General features: G+C 67.8%; 2 protein-coding genes. Both read right to left on the bottom strand.

Features of this window, described 5'->3' with window-relative positions:
* Positions 1 to 81 precede the first annotated feature (81 nt).
* Entirely contained in the window at positions 82 to 1371 is a 1290-nt protein-coding gene (locus AC07EQ_RS21235; RefSeq protein ID WP_478389644.1) for a YrhB domain-containing protein, read from the bottom strand.
* Between the two features lie 266 nt (positions 1372 to 1637).
* Positions 1638 to 21470 carry a DnaJ domain-containing protein gene (locus AC07EQ_RS21230; protein WP_478389643.1) on the bottom strand — a complete coding sequence of 6611 codons (19833 nt, stop codon included), beginning with the start codon at positions 21468 to 21470 and terminating at the stop codon, positions 1638 to 1640.
* Positions 21471 to 21827: the final 357 nt, after the last annotated feature.

Raw genomic sequence — 21827 nt, 5'->3', positions numbered from 1 at the left:
ACCGCCATTGTGCTGCGACGGCGGCCGTCCCGACGCGGTGAACGCCGGTAGGGTTGGACCGGTACGACCCGCGTTCACCTATCACCGGTAGCGGATGACGTGCACCGCCAACGGCTCCTGGTCGAAGGTGGGCAGGCCGTCCTCCGCCAGCGAGTCGACCAGCCGGATCTCGCCGCCCTCGTTGACCGCGACCAGGAGGTTGCCGACGGTTTCCCGACCGCGCGCGTCCTGGCGGCGGATCCACACCAGTGCCCGCGAATCCTGCGGCGAGTCGGCCATCTCCGTCAGTGCCTCGCCCCAGCTGCGGTGCTCGGTGGAGCTCAGCGGGGCGCCCAGCTCGCGCATCGTCGGCGCGTACCAGGCGGCCGCCCCGGGCGCCGGGGGCCGGCCGATTCCGTCTCGTCCGGCATCCCATCCGGACATGTAGGACCACGGGTCGTTGTTGGGCAGGCCGAACGGTGCCTGGCCTGCTTCCTTGGGCACCACCAGCGCGGCGTCCAGCATCTGGTCCTGCCACTCGCCGGTGTCCAGGAACCGCTGCGTGGTGCACGCGAACAGCCAGCCGCGTTCGGTTTCGTCTTCGTCGCCGGGCCCGACGACGACTACCGGCTCCGGGTAGGTGTGATCCAGCCAGCTGTTCGCCTTGTCCAGCGCGGCCTGCAGGTTCGACGCCGGTGCCTCCCAGGGAACCGTGAGGTTCGCCGATTCGGTCACCACCGGGCGGAAGAACCGCGCGACCACGAGCTGACCGATCTCGTCGTCGTTCAGCCGGGCCAGCGAACCCCGCTGCCCGTCCAGGAACACTGCCTGGTTCTGGTCCTGGAAGCCGTACAGCAGGTGGCCGGTGAGCTCGGCGCCGGACAGCTGCCGACGCAGCCACACCGCGGTGCGCGTGCCCGGACCGCCCTCCAGCAGCGTCGATGTCACGTCCGCCCACGTGGAGGCGGTGAACACCTCGGCGTCCGGGAAGTGTGCGGCCAGCATCCGGTCCCACCAGCCGGGCGCCTCATCCGCCGGTGCCCACGGCAGCGCCGAGGCCGGGCGGCGGTCCACGGCGGCGTCCGTCGCGACCAGGCAGCCGCGCGCGTTGACCCGCCACCGCCACGGCTCGGGGTTGAGGTCCATCGCCAGCGTCGCGTTCAGCTCCTCGTCCAACGGGTCGGCGTTGGACACCGGGAACGGCTGCCCGCCGTCCTTGGGCACCGCGACCGTGGCGGCCAGCAGCGGGTCGGCAGAGCCGCCCGCGTAGTCGCAGCCGAACAGCTGGGTCCGTTCACCGTCGAGCAGGGGCTGGCTATCGGTGAGGGTGACCAAACCCCCGTACATGCGTTCCAGCCACTCCGCTGCCCTGCTGGCGGGGTCCTCGCTCATCGTCACCTCGGCATGTCTCGTCACGGCAGCTCGGCCTCTGGTCGCTCCGGCCGCCGCGCCCTGCCGGAACAGCCGTCGAGCACGCCCATCATGGCCCGTGATCCCCGGCTTCCGTGCCTGCCCGCACACGTCATCCGGGAAAACCCCCACCACCGCAGCCCCGAACCGTTATTACAGCTCATCGTCGATCTCTGGGTCGGCGTCTCCCCACACAACCCTCCGCCACCGGTGGGCGCCGCTTCGCGTTGGTGCTGCGGTCCGCGGTGTCACGTGCTGGGCCGGTCCTCCGCGACAGCGGCTTCCATGACGTCGTTCCCATCAGGTTCCGCACCGGTCGGCTTTGCGCCGGCCGGTTCGAAGCCTTCCGGCCGGACTCCCGAGTCGAGCACCGTTCCGCGTTGCAGCCGCATCGAGACCGGTGCAGGGGAGTAGTCGATTTTGACGGGGACGCGGCGCCGTCGCCGTGCCGCCAGCTGACTGATGGAGGGTTTCTCCTCCGCACGTCGTTTCTTGATGTCGCTGACGATGTCGCCGACCTCGTGGCCGGGAATCCGCGAGCGCCACGTCGAATCCGGTCGCGGCGAGGTGGGCTCGTGCATGACAGCGGGCACGAGCACCTCGCCGAGGAACTCGGTCTGCGGCTCGCCTGTGCGCGACAGCAGCTTGGCCGCGTCGACAGGCAGGTCGAGAGTCTCGTATCCCCTGTGGCCGTACCAATGCGAGGTGACACTGCGAACCTGCTTGCGCCACGCGGGCACGCTCGCGACGAACTCCAAGATCGCCGTCCACGCGACATCCGGATCCGGGTGCTTCGCCACCAAGTGCCGCACCGAGGTCAGATCGAGGTTCCCCTGCCGGTTCACCAGGCCGCGGGTCAGGGTGTGAACGGCATCCGCCGTCAGATCGGCCTTGGCCTCGACGTCGTCGGGGCGGATGCGCGTGTCTTCGGCCGACTTCGGGTTGTCCAGCCACGCCTGTTCGCTGTTGAAGGACACGCCGTCGAGCGACGGCAGGTCGCTCAGCCCGAGCCGGTCGCGGAGTTGGCGGAGCACCAGGGGTCCGACGCGCGGGATGATCGAGTTGCGCCGGATCCGGCCCTCTCCGGTAAGGCCGAAGTATTCCTTCGGCTGGTGAAGAATCGACGACCGGGAAACAGCGGACCGGGTGAAGAGATCAAGCTGGGGCAGCCCGTAGTTGCCCAGCTGCAGGTCGAGGTACACCAGCGCGGCGGGGTGCCCCTTCGGCTGCGCGATCGCGTTGTTGCCTCTCCGGACCTTCTCGCTATCTCCTCTGTTGACCGTCGTGCTCGCGTACCCGAAGCGGTGCTCCGAGTCCAGGACCTTGCTGAGCACATCGGGACTGGTCACGACGTCGTCGCTGTCGATGTACAGGCCGCCGAAGCGGTATTCGATCTCCGTTCGCAGCAGGTCCGCGGCGGCGCCGTAGCCGAGGCCGGATCCCTTGGCGAGCTCCGTGCGGAGGGAGGGATCCATCCGCCGGCGCAGTGGCGTGCCACCCAGTTCGTGCACGTTGACCAGGCGGATGTTGTTGGCCTGCGCCCACTGCACCATTTCCCGCACGCCTTGAGGAACATCCGCACCACGGACGGCGGCTTCGACCTGCGTGCGCGGAACGTCCGTCCACAGCACCGCCTGTGCATCGAGCATGCGGGCCGACTGCGCGAAGTTTTCCTGCCTCGGACCAGCGGTGAACGGACCACCGACCCAGATCGTGTGCACGGTCCGCGGCATCTCGATCCGGTCCGGCACAGCCGCCGAATCGATACCGCTCATCCACTCTGCCCAGGCCGCCCGCTCACCAGGCCGCCAATCCCTCGTCCACGTGCGCTGACCATCGCCCGTCAGCGATTCCGCGGTCAGATTCACCGGCGGCCGACCCGCCAGCATGTCCACGCGGTCCAGCAGCTCCATCGTCTGCGCCGCCCACAGTCGATCGAAGTCGAGGTCTTTCATCCCCGGCAATGGATCCGGAGTGGCTCGCACCCCGAGCGGATCCGCACCCAGCAGCTCGGTGCCGGGCTGCCGCTGGTGTGCTGGAAAGTTCTCAGCCTTGGCCTCCAACGCGGACAGCAGCTCGGCCACCGCCACCGGATCGGCGTGCCTGTCAGGTTTCACGCCGGGCAAGGGCGGTTGCTGAGGTATCGGTGCCGACTCCGGCGTATCGGCCGACTCCGACGCATCGACATCTGTGACATTGAGGGAGAACTCCGGCATCCCAGCGGTCCCGGTCGGAGCGCCGACCAGGAGGTCCGGATGCAGCCGCTCCCCGGCCAGCGGCGTCGTGCCGAACGCCGGTAGGAAGGCCACCACGTCGAGCGGACCGGTTTCGACCGTCTCGCGCTGCGGATCCACGAATTCGGGCTGTCCGTCCTTTCCGACCGTGACGGCGAACCCCCCGTGCAGCATGCCACGGGAACCGCGCAGGAACGCCACTCCCCAGATACGATCTCCGCGCTGCGACTCAGGATTCTCGGCATCCTGCTTTCGCAAGTGGTGCGCGACCTGGTCGTAGGACGCCCGCACAGCCTGCCCACCGAACTCATCCTGCAACCGACCGACAGTCACCGGACCCAACTCATCGACCTTTACGGTCGCCCCGGCCTCAAGAGTCCTCTTACCCGCGATCAACAACAGACCACAGTCCACACGCCCCGACGCGTCCTGGTTGTAGTTCCTCGCGTTGATCCCCCGGAACTCCGGGAAACGAGCCCGGTACTCGACATGAGCACGCGTTTCGGAGCCGTCCGCATTCATCTCCGCCTTCGGAGCGAGCTGATCAGCGATGGCCTGGAGCGCGGCGCGGCGCAATTTCGCCTTGTCCCTGCCGATCGAGATGGCCTTCCGGCGACCGATGATTCCGGCCAGGTCGAGAGTGCGGAGCCCGTTGACATGGGTGACCAGGTCACCGACCCGATCCAGCCGCGCATCCTCCGGCAGACCGAGCAACTTCTTCACCTGCGGCAACCGGCCATCCAGCCGCGCCACCCGGTCCGGCCCGCCCAGAACCTTCACCAGGTCGTCCACAACGTCGTCCCGCGACGCAGACGTCCCCGAAACAGCGCCAGTGCTGGGCTCACCCAACCTCACCCCGTCGGCAACGGAGGCACGCAGCCCGCCTGACTCCGCCCACCAAGCCACATCGTCCTTCGCACGCTTTCCCGCCTCCAACTGGAGATCCGACCGAGGGAAGGCCCGATGGCCATAGCGCCCGACCCCGCTCACGAAATAGTGCGCCTCCCCACCTTCGAGAAAGTTGCTCCTCCGCAGGAAGTAACGACGACTCGACGCGGCCGGATGCGCCCCGGACGAGACGGACCCCGCCGTATCGTTGAGCACGTAGACCGCCCGCGGCGCTTCCTGCGAGCCCTTCGTCGGCACTCGCACCACGAGGAAGTGCTCTGCACCCGAGTTGGACAGCACGAAATCCCGCACCGCATCGGCGTCGCGCATCAGGCGAGGAGGCGAAACAGGAGCGGCCTCATCGTCTCTGCTCACCACGTCACCGAGCGGAGAAATACCTGCCTTCGTCCGGAACGCCTCGCGCTCCCGTTCCCCCACAAGCCGCCGCAGCGCATCATCGGTCAGCACCTGACCGCTCGCCCTGAACTTGTCGGCGATCTGCTCGAACAGCTGCAGAACCTGGCTCTGGCGACTACCGCGATCAGGAATCACGATCCCCGACCGTTCCAGCAAGCTCTTCGCATCCGCATTACCGAGCAGCGCCTGAACGACGACGTAGTCGACCGACCGCCGGGCCCGGTAGTTGAACGCGGCGAGAACCCGCTGCGATTCGGGATGGAGATGCGAGACGTCGGATTTCATCCGGTCCCACGTTTCGTACGCGCCGGACTGGATCTCATCGCCCTTCGTAGCGAACGTCCACGCAAAACGGTCCGCCGCAGCCGAGATCCCGTCTTCGCTCCACACCAACTCCACGGGCGTCTCCGGCCGCGCCGTGGACGGCTCCGGCTGAAGGAGCTCGTCCGCGATCGCCCGCAGAACACCCAGCCGCAGCCTCGACACATGGGACTTGGCCAGCACATCCCGCCTGCCCCCGAGCACTTCCCACATCACCTTTACAGGGTCTTCGAACCCCAGCTCTTCGACGACTCTGTCATCAGGACCCAACACTTCGGCTGCGCGGACCGGGCCGAGGTAACGCACCAGCTGCTGGTTCGAAGCCCGGGCGACGTACGTCAGCACATCGGCAAGATTCAACTCCCACCAATGCTGTAGTTCCGGCAGAGCGAAGAACCGCTCCGCAGCGCTCGGCTCCGCCCCCTCGCGCGCGGACTGCTGAACGGGATTCCCCGAACTTCCGGCCCCGAACAGCTTCCCGGCCCTGCTCAACGACTCCTTCCAGTACCAGTCAGCCAGCGCGGCCACCCGTTTCGGCCCACCGAATGCCTCGGTGATCACATCACCGGCCGACCTGTTCCGGGAATCATGGAGGAAGGCACTGCGGTCCGAGTCGCTCAGAGCATCGATATCCCGCGCGATCGCATTCAGACCATTCGGCCTCGTCGAGCCGGCGCTCTGCCGCCGGGTGCCGGAATCACCTCGGCCCTCGAATGCGTCTGCCGCAAGGGACTTCTGGCCTGGCAGCTTGGGCCAGCGCAGCCCGCCCCTTGTCCTGGGCGGAGCGCCGACCAGCATGTCCTTGTCCATCCGCTCGCCGTCCATCGGCATCGAACCGAGGCGGGTCAGCGGCAGGAACCCGATCACGTTGTCCTGCGTCGCGTCCGCGATGACTTTCCGGTGCTGGTCGACGAAAGTGACCGTCCCGTCCGCGCGCCGCTCGACGAAAACACCATGCGCCTTGCCGCGCCCGGTCTGCACCAGCGCCCCACCCCAAATGCTCCCCGGCTGCCGGCCATCACGCCGCGTGACCTCGTCGAACGACCGGTTCATGTGCGCCACCACGTCACCGAACAACGCCTTCACCGCATGCGCACCGAGGAGCCCCTCAAACTCCCTCAACCTCATCGGCCCGCCGGGCAGCGCGACCTCCAGCGTCACATCACTCACACGACCGGCTTCAAAGTCCCGCAGACTCGCCAGCGTCCGCTCCCCCGCGACCATCGTGTACGCGCAGTTCTCCGCACGCCCCTCCGCACGATGCCCCGGCCCGTTCACCCCCGCCAGAAACGGATAGTTCTCCCGCACGTAGGCCTCGGATTCACCCGGCACCACGAAATCCCGAGCCGTGACCACCGCCTGCTCATAGGCGGGCGGAACCGCCCCGTCGACCACCATGGCCCCTTCGCCGCCGGGCTCAACACGGGCCGCACCGGCCGGACCACTATGCGGTCCGGCGACAGGCCCGGCGACAGAACCGCCGCCGATACCGGAACTACTGGCGAGTTCGGCAACGGTGTGCGCACGGTGTCCCGGCCTGTTCACCCCCGCCAGGTGCGAATAGCGCTCCGGCAGCGCGATCACCGACTGCTCGTAGGTGGGCGGATCGTCCAGCAAACCGAGCGGATCGTCCAGCAAACCGGACACCGGAGGCTCCGCCGCCGCGTACGGTTCGTAGCGCAGGCGCGGTTCGTTCGGGACCACGGCACCTTGCCGCTGCGCCCACCCGGTGTCCTTACCGAACCGTCGTGCCAGTTGGTCCACTGTGTACTGGGCGCCCAGGACCGCGGTCGCGGCCACATCGTCCGCGGCCATCTCGTCGACCAGTCGATCGACGACACCGACATCCACCCCGTACCAGTCCGCTTTCTCCTCGGAGGGGACAGTGTTGCGCCAGCCCACGGAAATTCCCAATTCGGCCCGCAGGACGTCGCGCATGGCATCCTCGTACCGGCCCTGCTCGATGTGGTAACGCCTCCGCACGCTGTCATAGGTGAGCCCGATCGGGCGCTGGTGGACCGTACGGGCGATCCCGTCGCGCACGGCGGCGTAGATCTGGTCACCGGCCCACTCCAGGGACTTGCCGTACCGGCGAGCCAGCTCGTCTTTGCCAATGGGATTTTTCTCCCGGGCACGGTCCTCGACATCCCGCTTCGCCGCATCGGCGATCGACGCCTCGGCCTTCGCCAGACTGATGCCGTACTGGTCGGCCAGATCCCGGGAAGCGACCGGCCGCCCGTTCGCAGCCGCCTGCTGTGCGGCCTGCCGTGCGGCACGCCCCATGACCCGCTCGATGACAGGCGCATCGAGAATCCGGGTACGCGCCCAATCGTGGCTCATGCCGTACTTCGCGGCCAACGCCTCCACGGTGTAGCGCCGCCGACGCCCCATCGCCTCGACCACATCGCGATGCGCGGCCACGTTGATCTGAACCTGAGCCCATTCCACGGACCGGCCGAAGCGCTCGGCCAGTGCCCGTGCGGAAATCGGGGCACCGCTATCGGCCGCCGCACGCACAACTGCCCGCGCCCGCAACTCCCGTTCCCCCGCCGGAGCGGGGGCCGGACCATCCGGCCGAAACCCGGTGATCCTGCCTACCTTGGGGAGGTTCTCTGCCAGGAGCTCGTCGGCCTTCAACGGGTGCACCCGCATCGACGATGCCAGCGCACGCACCTCGAACCCCCACACGAGTCCCCTGCCGTAGCGCGCGTCCAGTTCGGCCGCGGTGTGGGGCCAGCCACCAGAATCGACCGCTTCGAGCACATCCGCCAGCGCCGCGATCCTGGTCGCCCCGGCCGCCATCCCGGGAGTGATGCGATGCTTGGCGGCCAGCTCATCATCGGTGTACCGCCGGCCATTGTCCGCCGACTCACGCACATCCGCGATCACCGCCGCTCTCCTGATCAGCGCGGCATCGAAGCGCCGGTAGAAACTCCGAATGAAACCGTACTTCGCGTCCAAGAGATTCTCGTTGAACGGGCGCCCGGCGTTGGCGGCCCGGCGCACATCCGCCAGCACCACGTCCTCGATCACGCCGCACAGCCGATTCTTGCTGATCTGGTACTTCTCGGCCAGGCTCCGAAGAAGGTCACCCCGGCGCCATGCCACGGCGTCGCGTACATCCTGGAACACCGCGGGCGCCACCAGATCGAAGGCATGCTCCTCACTGATGCCATGCGCTTCCATCAGCTTGTCCACCCGCAGCGAGGAACCCCCTGCGGAATGCCCGCGCCGTGCCATGCCACCGAGGACCCGGTCCAGCCCGAACCTGCTCCCACCCGGCGCACCGACCAGCAGGTTCGGGTCCATCCGCGTCCGCTCGCCGGGCATCGGCGTCGACCCCAGACGCCTCAACGGCAGGAATCCGGCCACCTCACGCGGCCTCACGTCCGGGATGATCCCCTGCTGCTGGTCGGCGAAACGAACACGGCCATCCGACGTCCGCTGAACCAAGATGACGTGCCCAGGACCATCGCCCTCCCGCAGGACTACCGACCCCCACACCTCACCCCCATGACCACCCATATGCGCCACGACCTCGTCATAAGTCGCCGCCACAGCGTGGTCCTCCACACTGTCCTCATAGGACGTGTTCAGATCCTGCTCCAGCCGACCCAACGGCATCAAGCCACTGGGCATCGCGGGGATAGCGTCGAGTGGAAGATCCCTGGCAGTACCGGCATCCCCACCCACGCGGGCACTCCCCGCCCTGCGGACTCCGGCATTCCTCGCGTTGCGATACAGCGTCTTCTCCGCCGCAACCAACGACGGCGCACAGTTCTCCGTATAACCCGGCAACCCGGCCGCGTACCGCGGACCGTTCACACCCCACAAATCAGGATGAGCATCCAAAAACTCCTGATTCGCCGCAGAAAAACCAGTCAGGTCCTCGTCATCGGACTCCGAGTCGTAGTCGCTGTCATCCGAATCCTCGACATGCCCTTCATCGACATGCGCCACACCACCCTGGCCAGCGGAGTGAGCCGGAGCCGACTGGACCTGCCCGGCCTGCTGAACAACCAGCTCGAACTGCTGAGCCACCTCCTGCGCCTGCCGAGCGCCCTTCTCGGCCTGGTCTGCCAGCTTGGCAGCCTGCTGAGCCTGCTCGGCAGCCTCCTGGGCAGCCTGCCGGGCCTGCTCGGCCTGCTGGTCAACCTGCTCGACCTGCTGGGCAGCCAGCAGGGCCTGCTGGGCCTCCCAGACAGCCTGCCGGGCCTGCTGGGCCGCCCGAGCAGCCCGCTCGGCATCCCAGGCAGCCTGCTGGGCCGTCCAGGCAGGCCACCGAGCCTTCTCGATAGCCCGCTCGGCCCGCCGGACCCGCCGAACCCGCTGGTCAGGCTGCTCGACCTGCTCGGCAGCCCGCCGGTCCTGCTCGGCAGCCCGCCGCACCGACCGCGCCTGCTCCGCAGCCCGCACAGCCTGCCCGGCCGCCCGCTGGGCAGCCTGCTGGGCCTGCTCCGCCTGCTGGACAGCCTGCCGGGCCTGCGGGGCAGCCTCCTGGGAAGCCCGCACTGCCTGGTATTCGTCCTCGCCCAGCACCGACTCCGCGTCGGAATCCTCCGGAAGATTCCGGGCCTCATCGCTATAACGCCGCGCCTCACCCGGAGCGATTCCGTACCAGTCCTGCAGATCCTGCGCGCTGACCGGCTCCGCACCATTACGGGCCTCACGCGCATGAGCCCGAGCCACCGCCGACAACACCTGCCCCGCCACATAAGGGCTGATGCGGTACGTCCTGGCCACCGTGTCCGCGTCGAAACGGAGCCCACGGTTATCCACACCGTCACGCACACCGGCCCGCGCAGCGGCATGAATCGCCTCGGCCGCCCGGGCAAGCTCGATGCTGTATCCGCCGATGTAACGCCGCGCCTCGTCCTCAGTGATCCCGTACCAGTCCCGCAGATCCCCCGCGCTGACCGGCTCCGCACCATTACGGGTCTCACCCGCATGAGCCCGAGCCACCGCCGACAACACCCGCTCCGCCTCGTAAGCGCTGATGCCGTACATCCCGGCCACCGTGCGCGCGTTGAAGCGGAGACCACGGTCCACACCGTCGCGCACACCGGTCCGCACGTCGGCGTGAATCGCGTCATCCTCCCGGAAGGGGTCGTTGCCGTACCTGGTGACCAGGTCCTCCTCGGAATACGGCTCGTTGCGATCCGCCGCCTCCCGCACATCGGCCTGCACCGCCAGGCTGATCAGGATCGGGATCTCGGCGGTGTCGACCATGTGCCGGTACGAAACGTCTCTTTCGGTAAGCGGCTTGTGACGGTCGGCGGCCGCGCGGATATCGGCCCGTACCGCAGCGCGCTGGAGATCCCTGGCCCACTCGTGGTTCTGCCCCAGCCTCTCCGTGATCTGGACCGCCATGAACGGATTATGGGTATCCGCCGCATCGGCCAGATATTCCATCCCGGCGGCCTCGATCTGCCCGAACGCCCGCTCGGGATCCACCTCGTACTTCTCGCCCAGCTCCTGGCGGGTGTACGGGTCCTTGCGGTCCGCGGCATCGCGCACATCGACCCGCATTACGGCATCGACATGCCTCTCCACCGTCTCAGCATCGATGCCATACCGCCGCGCGAACGGCTCGACCGCATGCGGCTCACCACGATCACGCGCCGCATGCGCATGCGCATCCGCGAACGCCGCCGCCACCAGCACCTGCTCGGCCTTCTCACGGCTGATCGCATACGTCACGGCCAGATCATCAACACCGAGCCGCTCACCACGACGCACCGCATCACGCGCAGCATCACGCGCGACTTCCAGAACCCGATCCTCACCCCACCGCTCCACATGGAAATACCACCGCCCCAGCTCCGCACCGGTCAACGGCACCCCACGCTCCGCAGCCTCACGAACATCGGCCCGCGCCGCGCCGTTACCCAACTCCAGATACCGGTCCCGGCTCACGTGGTACCTGGCCGCCCGCAGATGTACGCGGTTGGCGGTGTACGGCCGGCCTTCACCGGGCTGGATCCCCCGGGAACGCAGCTCGCTGAGGTAGGCGGCTTCGAGGCGCTCGGTGGCCCACTCCGTTGTCCTGCCGTACTTCTCGGCGAGGTCCGCGGCGGATGCCGCACGATATGCAAAGGTTGCGTCCCGCACCCTGTCCCGGGACTCGGCCTCCGCTGCGGTGTCGATCAGGATCCCGGCCTCCGCCTCGGTGATCCCGAACCGCTCGGCAACAGCCGCCGGCGAACTCCACCGGTCGATGTGCCCGGTGATCAGATCCGAAACCAGGGCGACGCCCAGAATGCGGAAGGCCCGCTCGCGGTCCAGGCCAAGCCTGTCCATCACTGCACCGAGCGAGTAGTCGCTCCCGTCGCGTCGGAGACCGACAAGTCGGAGAGACTCCAGTTCCGCGGCCGATCCTCGCCGTCCGTTCTCGAGCAGGATCCAGTCGCGCACGTCTCGCGCATCGGCCACCTCGGCAGCCTCGATCTGAGTCCGGGCCTCCGCCTCACCGATCCTGAGCCCGCGGACAAGAGCCGCGACGGTACAAACATCGCCCTTGCGGTGCGCCGCCCGCGCATACTCGAACGCCGCACCCGCGCCCGTGTAGAACTTCACCGCCCTACGGCTAATGCCATACCGCGCGGCCAAACCAGAAACACGCAACCGGCCACTCGCCGCATCGGCCCGCACCACAGCGCCGATCACATCGAAACCCCACCGACCGGACTTGCCGAACCGCGCACCCAACTCCACCGCCGTGCGCGGCCTCCCATCCCGGGCAGCATCCCGCACATCATCGAACGCAACGGACCTGATCATGCGCTCCGCCTGCACGGTGCCGATACCGGCAAGACGGGCGAGCACATCAACGGCCACCGGGGACGGACCTCCGGCACGCGCCCGGATGACATCGGGAGCGGCGGTGGTGATCGCGAACTGGGCGGACGAGTGGCTGATCCCGAACCTCTGCGAAATGACAGCGACGTCCAGCATCTTGGAGGTGGCCCGCATGTAGGCGACGGCGTCCCGCACCCCCTGCTCGGCGTTGCTCTGGGACGCCTCGTCCCGGCCCGTCGGCATCCCGACCAGAAGACCGGGGTCGAGTTCCGTGCCGTCCATCGGTTCGGCACCGGTACGCGGCAGCGGCATGAAGCCGACCACCTTGAGCGCGCCCTTGCCCAGCATCTCGGCCTTCTGCTGGTCCAGGAAGTCGACCGGCCCGTCTCCCGCGCCCTCGCGGGTATCCGGTCCTTTCTCGGCCATCACGACATGCACCATGCCGTCCCGGCTCTCCAGCAAGACCGCACCCATGGAGCCGGGGTCCTGGCGGCTCATGTGCGCCTCGACCTGGTCGTGGGTGGCCTTCACGGGCTTCACGCGGAAGTGCTCCGTCAGCACGTCCAGCCTCATCGGCGGACCACCGACCGCGGGCACCGTGACGCCGCCCGCCCGGTTGCCGGACCGGGCATTGACCACCGTCTGCTCGGCGGCGATCAGCGACTGCCCGCAGTTCTCGGTGTGCCCCGGAACCTGGTTCGCATACTTCTCGCCGTTGACGCCCCACAGCTCCGGGTAGCGCGCCCGGAATTCCCGTTGTTCGGGCGTTTCCCGGGCGTGGCCGGGAGTTTCCCGGGTTTGCTGGGGCGTGTCCTGGGAGGTGGAATCCTCGTGCCGCTCCGGGCTCGTCGACGTCCGGTCGTCGGGAGTGAGGTGCAGGAACGACGACTCGGGTTCCGGTGTCCGCTCGGTACGAGCGGTCTCGTCCTCCGTCACCTGCGCGTCGTCGACACCGCGGTGCAAGTCGACAGGTTCCGGGGACTGCTCGGTCTGCTCCGGGGTCTCGACCGCTCTGAGGTCTTCGTCGGTGAAGCCGAGGTCGGCCAGGCCTTGCCGGTCGACCCACATCTCGATCGGCTCGTCGGGGCCGGTGCGGATGGTCTCCTTCCAGAACTTGGGGATGTTGTCGCCGCGGTAGTACGGGCGGAGCCGCCAGCGGGGTGTCACCGAGACCAGGTAACTGGTCGTGGCGGCGCTGTCCTCCGTGGTCCCGGAGGAGGCGCTGAGCTCGTTCCCCGAGCTGAAGCCGAATACCTCGTTCTCGGCCTCGAGGAACTGCTGCATCGGCCGGAAGTTCGACTCTTCGATCGGCGCCTCACGGATCTGCCCGACCTCCCCGGGGACCACCCCGACGTGACGTTCGGTCGTCGACTTCACGCCGTGCTCCGTGCCCTGGCTTCGCTTCAGCGGCTGTTTCCGCACCTCCAGCAGGCTGCGGCGGTAGATGTGCGCGCTGACCCGCAGCTTTTCCAGCTCGCCGGTCGGAATCTCGATCTCGTAGCCGTTCGGCTTCATCGCCGCCGGCAGGTTGGTGCGCATCTTCCCGGCCGTCGTCGCGGCGAGCACCTGGTTCGCCGTCTCCGGGCGCAACGCGGGCCGCCCGATGTCCGGCTCGCCGTCGATGAGTCCCTTCAGCTTCGCGCGGAGCTTCGGTGCCTCGAACGAGCGGGTGTGCACGATCGCGTTGTCCGAGAACCCGGGCCGGCGGCCGTTGCCGACCTGCCACACCCGCAGCGCGCCTCGCTTCACTGCGATCGGGGCGCGCTCCGGGAAGCCTTCCTCGACCGTTTCATCGCTACGCACCGTGGACCGCGCGGCGCCCTCCAGCACGATCGGGTCGGCGCGCCACGGCTTGCCGAACATCGTCGGCTGCGAGACCACGCCCGCGAGGAACTTCCGGTAGGTCCCGGCGCTCGCGTACGGATACACGTCGAGCCGGTCGATGATCAGGTCGTGCGCGAACTGGTGGTGTTCGCCGTCCACGGGCATCGTCACGGCATCGGACAGCTTCTTCGAGAACTCGTCCCCCTTGTCGCTGCTGAAACCCGCCTGCAGGGCGAATCCGTGCAAGTTCGCGTGCTTCTTGGTCGACGGGTAGAAGATGGCCGCGACGCCCACCACCGCCGACTTCAGGCGCTCGGCTCCACCGGTCTCCCGGCGGGTGACCTCGTGCCCCTCCTCACCTGTCCGGTCGATCGTGTTGTGGTAACTGCCGTCGCCGAGCCGGCCGCGCACCATGATGAGCTGCTCGACCTTGCCGAACGGCGTGTCGGCGGACATGAACACCGGCCATCCGCCGTTGATGATCTCCTCGACCGCCAGGTTCGCGTCGACAGAGCCGAGCACCGGTTCCAGCTCGTCATGCAGCATCGAGTCGTTGATGGCGTCGAAGTGGCTCATGCCGGGTGGTGCGAGCACCTTCTTCGCCGCCCGACGCAGCCCGCGGGCCATCCGGTCCGCCAGGCTCTCCGGGCCGGCGGGCTGGGAAGCGCGGGCGTCCCGCTGCTCCTGGGTCCACTTCGTGATCGACGCGGCGATCTTGTCCGCCAGTTCACGGCCCGCCTCCGGCCGGTGCATGCCGACATCGCCGCGACCGCGGCCGACGTTGGCGGGCGGCCGCACCTCGTTGCCGTTCGGCCCGGTCGGCACGGCCGGACGCTCGCCGGACGTGCTCGCCCGGGTGTCGGACGTCTCGTTCTCGTTGCCAGGCGCCGTGTTCTCGGTGCCGGGTGTCTCGGTCTGGTCCGTGGCGTCGCGTTCCTCGGCGACCACGTGGTACCTGCGGTACCGGGCGGCGTCCTCCGGCTCCAGCTTGGCCAGGTCGGCATCGGTCAGCTCGCCGATCGTGTGGATCTCGCTGGCCTTGACCCAGACCTCCCTCGCCCCGGGCACGTGCACCCACTTGGCCTTGTCGGTGGCCGTGCCGTCGTGCACCGAGTGGAAGACGGACTGCCAGCGTCGCCGCACAGAGGTCCGCACCTGGTGGGTGTCGTCATAGCGGACCAGGTAGCGCCGTTCACGTTGGCTGTACTTCTCGGTCTTCTTGGACTTCTGGGCGACCTCGCCGGACTTGCCGCGCATCAGCTTGATATCGCCGCTGAAGTCGACGCCCATCGCAAGGAACTGCAAGACCGGAAAGAAGAGGGTGAAGCCGCCTTCCAGGCGCCACCCCTTCGCACGCTTGTCGCCCTGGGCCGTCGCGGTCGACCGGTGCGCCTCCGTGCTGAATTCGTGGTCGTCGTCGCGCCGCACGATGGTCGGGTTACTCAGCTTCGTCTGCAGGGCCGCGGTACCGAACAGCTCACGACTCCCGAAGAGTCCGCCGTGGTTGTGGGTCTTCAGATGCACCGAGTGCTGCCCGTTCCGCATGGCGGCGCGGTCGAACCGGGCCATCCGCGCGTCCACGTTCGCGAAGTTCTCCAGGGCGCTGAGCGCGGCGTTGCGTTCGTTCTGCACGTGTGCCGCGGGACGAACCGGGTGGCCGCTGTGCTCGTCGAACCGGACCGGCTTGCGCCCGATGGCCGGCAGCTTCAGCCACTCCTTCCAGCGTGCCGCGGGGGTCTTGCTCAGCATGCCCGCCACGGTCGTCACCAACCCGGGCACGGGCCTGGCCGACTCCAGCTGGAATCCCTCAGGCAACAGGCCTTCGCGTTCCGGCGCCGGCGCGGTGCCATCTCGCCAGACCGGTTCAGCAGCGGTTTCCGCAGTCCGTCCACGGGTTTCCGTGGTCTGCACACCGGTTTCCGTCGTCTGCCCACCGGTTTCCGTCGTCTGCCCACCGGTTTCCGTCGTCTGCGCTGAGTCTTCGGTGTGGCGGGTAGCCGACTGGCCGAGCGCGACACCGACCTGTTCCGGCACCGACACGTTGACGTCCGCGATGAGCTCGGAGACACCCTGGTCGTTGACGCCGATCCGCTCGCCCGGGGAGGACCAGGTGCCGCCCATCCACATGTCGAAGGTCGTCGGGTACCGGAGGTTCTCCAACGGGCGCTTGGCGGACAAGACGTGCTTGCGGCCGGTGCTCTGCTTGATCTTCCCGGCGTTGGTGACCATCTTCTGCCGGGTGAGCCCCTTCAGGGTCGGCCAGACCAACTCGCTGGAGAGCATGGCCGCGATGCCGGTCGCGCCGATCTTGCCCCGGGCGATCTCGACGTCGCGGGAGTGGCCGACGGAGATTTCGCTCTCCGCGGTCTCCCGCTCGTCGGCGTCGATGGGCTCGGCGTCCGCGCTGTGCATCGTGCCCTTGACGAAGATGTCCGGGGCGCCCCTGACATGCGCGCTCAGCGGGAACCGAGCGCCGCCCTGGTTGATGTCCTTGCCGCGCTTGCGCACGAAGTTCCGGAACTCCTTGGCGACACGCGCCAGGTCGTTCGACTTGAGCTGGTGCTTCGCCTGGATCTGCGTCAGCGCGGGACCGACCACCGTGTCCACCGTGAAGTCGGGCATCTCGTAACGCGCGTCGGCCCGGTACGGTATCTGTTCCAGCTCCTCCTTCGACCTCGCCGGGGCCGTCGTCTGCGCACTGGCGTCCTTCGTCCGCACATCGGCGTCCGTCGTCTGCACAGGCGCCGGGGTTGTGTCGCCGGACCAGCCGTACTTCGCGGCGTTGCTCGGCTTCATCCACAGCGTCGCCGCGCCGGGGACGGTCTTGATCGTGCTCTTGGTCAGCTGTTCACCGTCACCATTTCGGTCAGGTGGGGTGAGCGGCTTTCCATCGCGGCGCTTGATTTCCACGACGAAGGTGTGGCCGACCCGGTGCTTGTCCAGCGGGCCGTCGTACTTCGTCTTGGTCTTGTGCCCAAAGGACTCGGTCGTGCCGCTGCTGGCGGAGTCCGTCCAGACCCGTTCCGCGATCGGGCCGATGAAACCGCCGACGACCGCGGTGGGGTCGCCGCCGCCGATGAACCCGGTGCCACCGGACTTGGCCGTGATCGACCTGTCCGAACCGGTCTTGCCGGTCGCCTCGCTGGTCCGCTCGACGGTTCCGTCCACTGTGGGCAGTTTCAGCCGCCGCGCGTCGGACACGGCGAGGGTTACCTCGATCGGGGAACGAACGCCCTTGAAGGCGAAGGATCCCAGGAACAGCCGGCCACCGTAGACCTCTCTGGCCTGGTCGCGGTCGCCCAGCGAGTCCAGCACGCCGCGGAACCGGCCGGCCTCGGGGTCGTTCTCGGCGAACTTGCCGCCGATGGCGCTCTCCACCGAGCGGTAGATGTCGCCGATTCCGGAGAACTCCGCGTGTTCGATCGCGTCCGGGTGGCCCAGCTTGCCGCCGCCGGATTCGGCCGGCACCGACTTCAGCGGCACGTCGACCGTCACCGTGTCCGCCGACTCGGTACCGCTCTTCCACGGCCGTTGGTACCCCTCGCGCACGACGACCTGGTAAGTCACCTTGTGGCCGGCGGCGATCGCGCCCGCGTTGCGCTCGGTGACCTTCGTCGAGGTCTTGTGCTCGGAGGAAGCGCTCAGGCCCGATCCGCGGCTGTTCGCGGACAGGCCCATGATCCTGCCGGCGACGGTGATGAACGGCGTCGGCACCCGGAACGCGAACGCCCCGGTGCCGATGGTGGGCCGGCTGCTGGATGCCCCGGAGCGCACCGAGGGCCCGGCGCTGCCGGTCGTCGTCTCGCCCGTCACCTCGTGCGGATCGGTGGGCTCGGTCAGGTCGATGACCTTGAGCGTCACCTCCGGGCCCCGCCCGGCGTGCAGACCGAGGTTCTCGGTGTGCATGCCTTCCATCGACAGCGACCACTTGTCCTGCAGCTTCTCGTCGGAGAACTGCTTGTCGATCACCTGCCGCAGGACCTCGTCGTCGGAGGCGACGCGTTCCTTGATCTTCGCCCGCAGCTCCGCGCCGTCGATCGGGCCGGTCGGTTTCCACTGCTCGGCGCGGGCCTGCTCCAGCCGCCCGCCGGCGGGCGGCTGCTGCGTATCGGTCGGCGTCCGCACATCGATTTCCGGCGGCTGCGCAACAGGCGCCGGCGTCTCGGTCTGTCCGCCATCGCGATCCCGCGTCACGTCTGATTCGGCGGGATTCCAGTCCTGGACGGCCCGGGCGGGATCCCAGTCTCTGGCCGCCCCGGCCGGATCCCAGTCGGCGGCCGGCGCGGCGGGATCCCACATCGTGCCGACCGAATCGTCCGACACCATGCCCGTCCGCTCGGCCGACACTAGGCCGGCCGGCAACGCGCCGCCCATGCCCGGCGGCCCCGACAAGGCGTCATGGGTTTCGAACCGAGCGGCCTTGTCCGGATCCGGCCCCCGCCGGACGTCATCGACGAGGAACTGGAGCAACTTGTAGCCGTCCTGCGGACGGCGGTCGGTCCGCCGCAGCATCGGGTCGCCCGGACGTGCACGCATGACCTTGTAAGAGCCGTACTCGGCGAGCCCTCCGAATGCCTCCCGATCGAGCGCGCGCTCCGCCACATCTCCGGACTCGTGCAGGTGGTGCAGCGGCATGAGGTCGAAACGCGACTGCCACCGCCGGCGTTCCTCCGTTACGCGGACGCTGTCGAGGAACCTGTCGTTAACGATGCTGTTGTAGATGCGATGGACGTCCTTTTCCCAAACGGGACCGTACATCGCGAGGGCGCGCACCACCTGACCGGAACCGCCCGCCCGTGCGTTCAGGTGCTGCTGGAGGTGGTACTGCGCCGAGATCAGCGACAGACCCGACTGGGTGTAGTCGACCAGCAGCACCTCGCGGTCCGCGGACAGATCGCCCAGGAACTCGTCGAAATGCCTTCCTATCAGCCTAATCTGTTCGCGATCGGGTACGAACCACTTGCCTCCTTCCCGGAAGGTCCCGTGCAGGAACGAGCTTTTCGGCGGTGACGGCCGGAACGACGACAGCGGAATCGAGACCGCGACCGCGTCCGGATGATGTTTCTGGAGAGCGGCGATGACCAGAGCCGGACTGCGGCCGATACCCACATAGCTGTACCGGTCCGGAGGATAGTTGGCGACGATCGACTCCGCCACGCGGTCCATCGCGCTCACGACCCCCTGCTGCTCAGCCAGATGGTGCTGGGCTGCCAGGCGGCTGACCGTGTCGTAGAAGCGCTGTGCCTCGTCGATCCGGTATTCCCGGTGAAGCGGTGCGTCGTCGTCCCATGCCGGCTCGCTGGAGGTGTACAGCACGATGGCCAGCGCTATGCCACCGTCGACGGGATACTCCTTGATGCCGCTCTCGGTCAGCCATATCCGGACCCGCTCCGGCGTCAGCGGGATCGTGTGCTGACCGTCACGGAGGTAGACGTCGTTGTACCCCGCCGGGTGCCGGGCGGCTTCGGCATCGGTTACGGAGGTGACGTCTTCGTCGAATACCTCGGCGGCATCGACGATCCATTGAAGACGCTCGGATGGGGTCGACGTCATGGCACCACCACCGCGGCCGGGAGGAATGTCCCCGGCTACCAGGTCTTTTACCCCGCGGGCCGTGTCCATGGCATCCCGCAGCGTCCGGTAGCCGTCCTGGCGGTCGGTTCGCCGCGGCATGGGGTCGTCGGGGTTCGCGCTCAGGATCTCGTACTTGCCGTACTCGGCCTGTTCGTCGAACGTCTGGCTCTCGAACGCGTCCACCAACGTACTGGCACGATCGCCCAGGAATCCTTTCGGGTTGAGCGGCATGACCGCGAACCGCGACCGCCACCCGTCGCGTTGCGTCTGGCTGAAAGCAGAGTTGTCAGCGATGCCGGCGACGGTGTCGAGCATCTTCTTGTGCCGTTCGGGCGCGTACATCGCGACCGCGCGCACCACCTGGCCGGTACCACTGGCCCGGTCGCTCAGGAGCAGGTGCTGCTGGAGGTAGTACTGCGCCGCGATCAGCGAACGCCCGGACTGGGTGTAGTCCAGCAGCAGCACGTCACGGGCCGGGGGCAGATGACCCAGGAACTCGTCGAAATGCTTTTCGAGCATGCGCATTTGCTGGGGCGTGGGTACGTCGTAGCGCTGGAAGGTCTGGCGCAGCAACGAGTTTCGCGGCGGAGACGGCCGGAAGGACGACATCGGAATGGACACCGCGTCGTGGCCCCGGGACTGGAGAGCGGCGACGACCGGAGCCGGACTGCGGCCGATACCCACATAGCTGTACCGGTCCGGCGGATAGGTGTCGACGATCAGACCCGCCAGCGAGTCCATCGAGGTCAAGAAGCCATGCCACTCGGCCTGCCGGTGCCGGTCCGCTAGATCCCGAATCGTGTCATAGAAGCGCTGTGCGTCGTCGACGTTGTAACTCCGGGAAGGAGGCGCCTTCAGCCAGTCCCGCGGGGGTGCGGTGTACTTCGCGATGGCCAACGCTATGCCACCGTCGCGGGGATAGGTGATGCCGTTTTCGGCCAGCCATGCCCGGGCTCGCGCCGGAGTCAGCCAGATCATCTTCCGGCCGGCGCGGAGGGCAACGTTGTTCGACTCTGCCGGGTGCCGGTCCATTTCGGCACGGGTCGCCTGGATGATGTCCGCTGGGTAGGTGTCGGCCAGGTCGGTGATGCGCTTGAGGCGCTCTGCACCCTCCTGGGCGGAACTCGCCTGGTTCCCGGTCCCCGCAGGAGCCTTGGTGCCCACCGGCGATACCACGTGCTTCAGCACCAGGTCCGAAGTCACCCGCGAAGCCCACACCTGTTCCGGGTCGCCCAACGCCGCAATCTTGTTGTTCTCGGCATCGACGAACACGACCTGGTCACCGCGCTTGGCCGCGAAGAAGAAATGCCCATCGCCCTCACCGAAATAGGCATACACCAGTTGATGCGGACCGTCATTCGCCCTACCGGCCACATAGTCGATCACCTCGGCGTAACCCCGCCGCCCCCGCCCCTGCAAAGACAACGGACCCAAACCCGACTCCGGGACACGATTCGGGTCCACCCGCCCACTCAGCCCGGCCCTGAACTCCCCCGCCTGCCCAGGAGACAAATCACCGTGCCGCATCCGATGCAAATCCAGATTGATCGCCATAAGCGAAGAATCCAGACAGTTCGTGTCACTGCCCTCAAAACCAGCAGCACGATTCCCCTCGTTCACATAACCCATATCCGGAAAATGCCGCTCCCGGAACGCGACCTCACCCTCAGGATCACCCTCGAAAGTCTCCGCCGACACCACATCCGGACGCACCGGCGCCTCACCCGACACCGCCGACGACGCACCACCCATACCAGGAGCCCGCCCACCGGCACGAACACGCGCATGCCAATCACGGGCATAGTCGTACCCGGCCTTCTTCTCCGGGTCGGAGAGGACCTCATATGCCTCGGTGACGACCTTGAACTCCGCCGCCGCAGCCTCCGCCCTATCACCCGGATTCTTGTCCGGGTGGAACCTCAACGCCAGCTTGCGGTACGCCTTTTTGATCTCGTCCTCAGACGCATCCGGCCCCACACCCAACGTCTTGTAATAATCCTTCGACGGAGCTTCCTGCCAAGGCACGTAACCCCCGTCCCCATGATCCCGACGGGGCGGCGAGTCCTTACGGTGCTGCCGGCGCTCCCCGCGGGGATATTCCTGTTCCTGTTCCCGCTCCCAGCGCTCCCAGCGCTCCTGTTCCTTACGGGCCTGTTCCCTCTGCCAGCGCTCCCAGCGCTCCTGTTCCTTACGGCGAGCCCGTTCCTCTTCCTTCTTACGGCGAGCCCGTTCCTCTTCCTTCTTACGGCGAGCCCGCTTCTCTGCCTTCTCACGTTCTGCCTGTGCGCGACGCGCCTCCTCCTCGCTGGGATCCGGATACGCAGACTCCGCAGCAGGCTCCCCCTGCGGCGGATACCCAAACTCCCCAGCGGGCTCCCCAAA

This window comes from Saccharopolyspora sp. NPDC045839 (assembly GCF_056431645.1).
The sequence above is the reverse complement of the archived record's forward strand: the minus strand, read 5'-3'. Positions and strand labels throughout refer to the sequence as shown.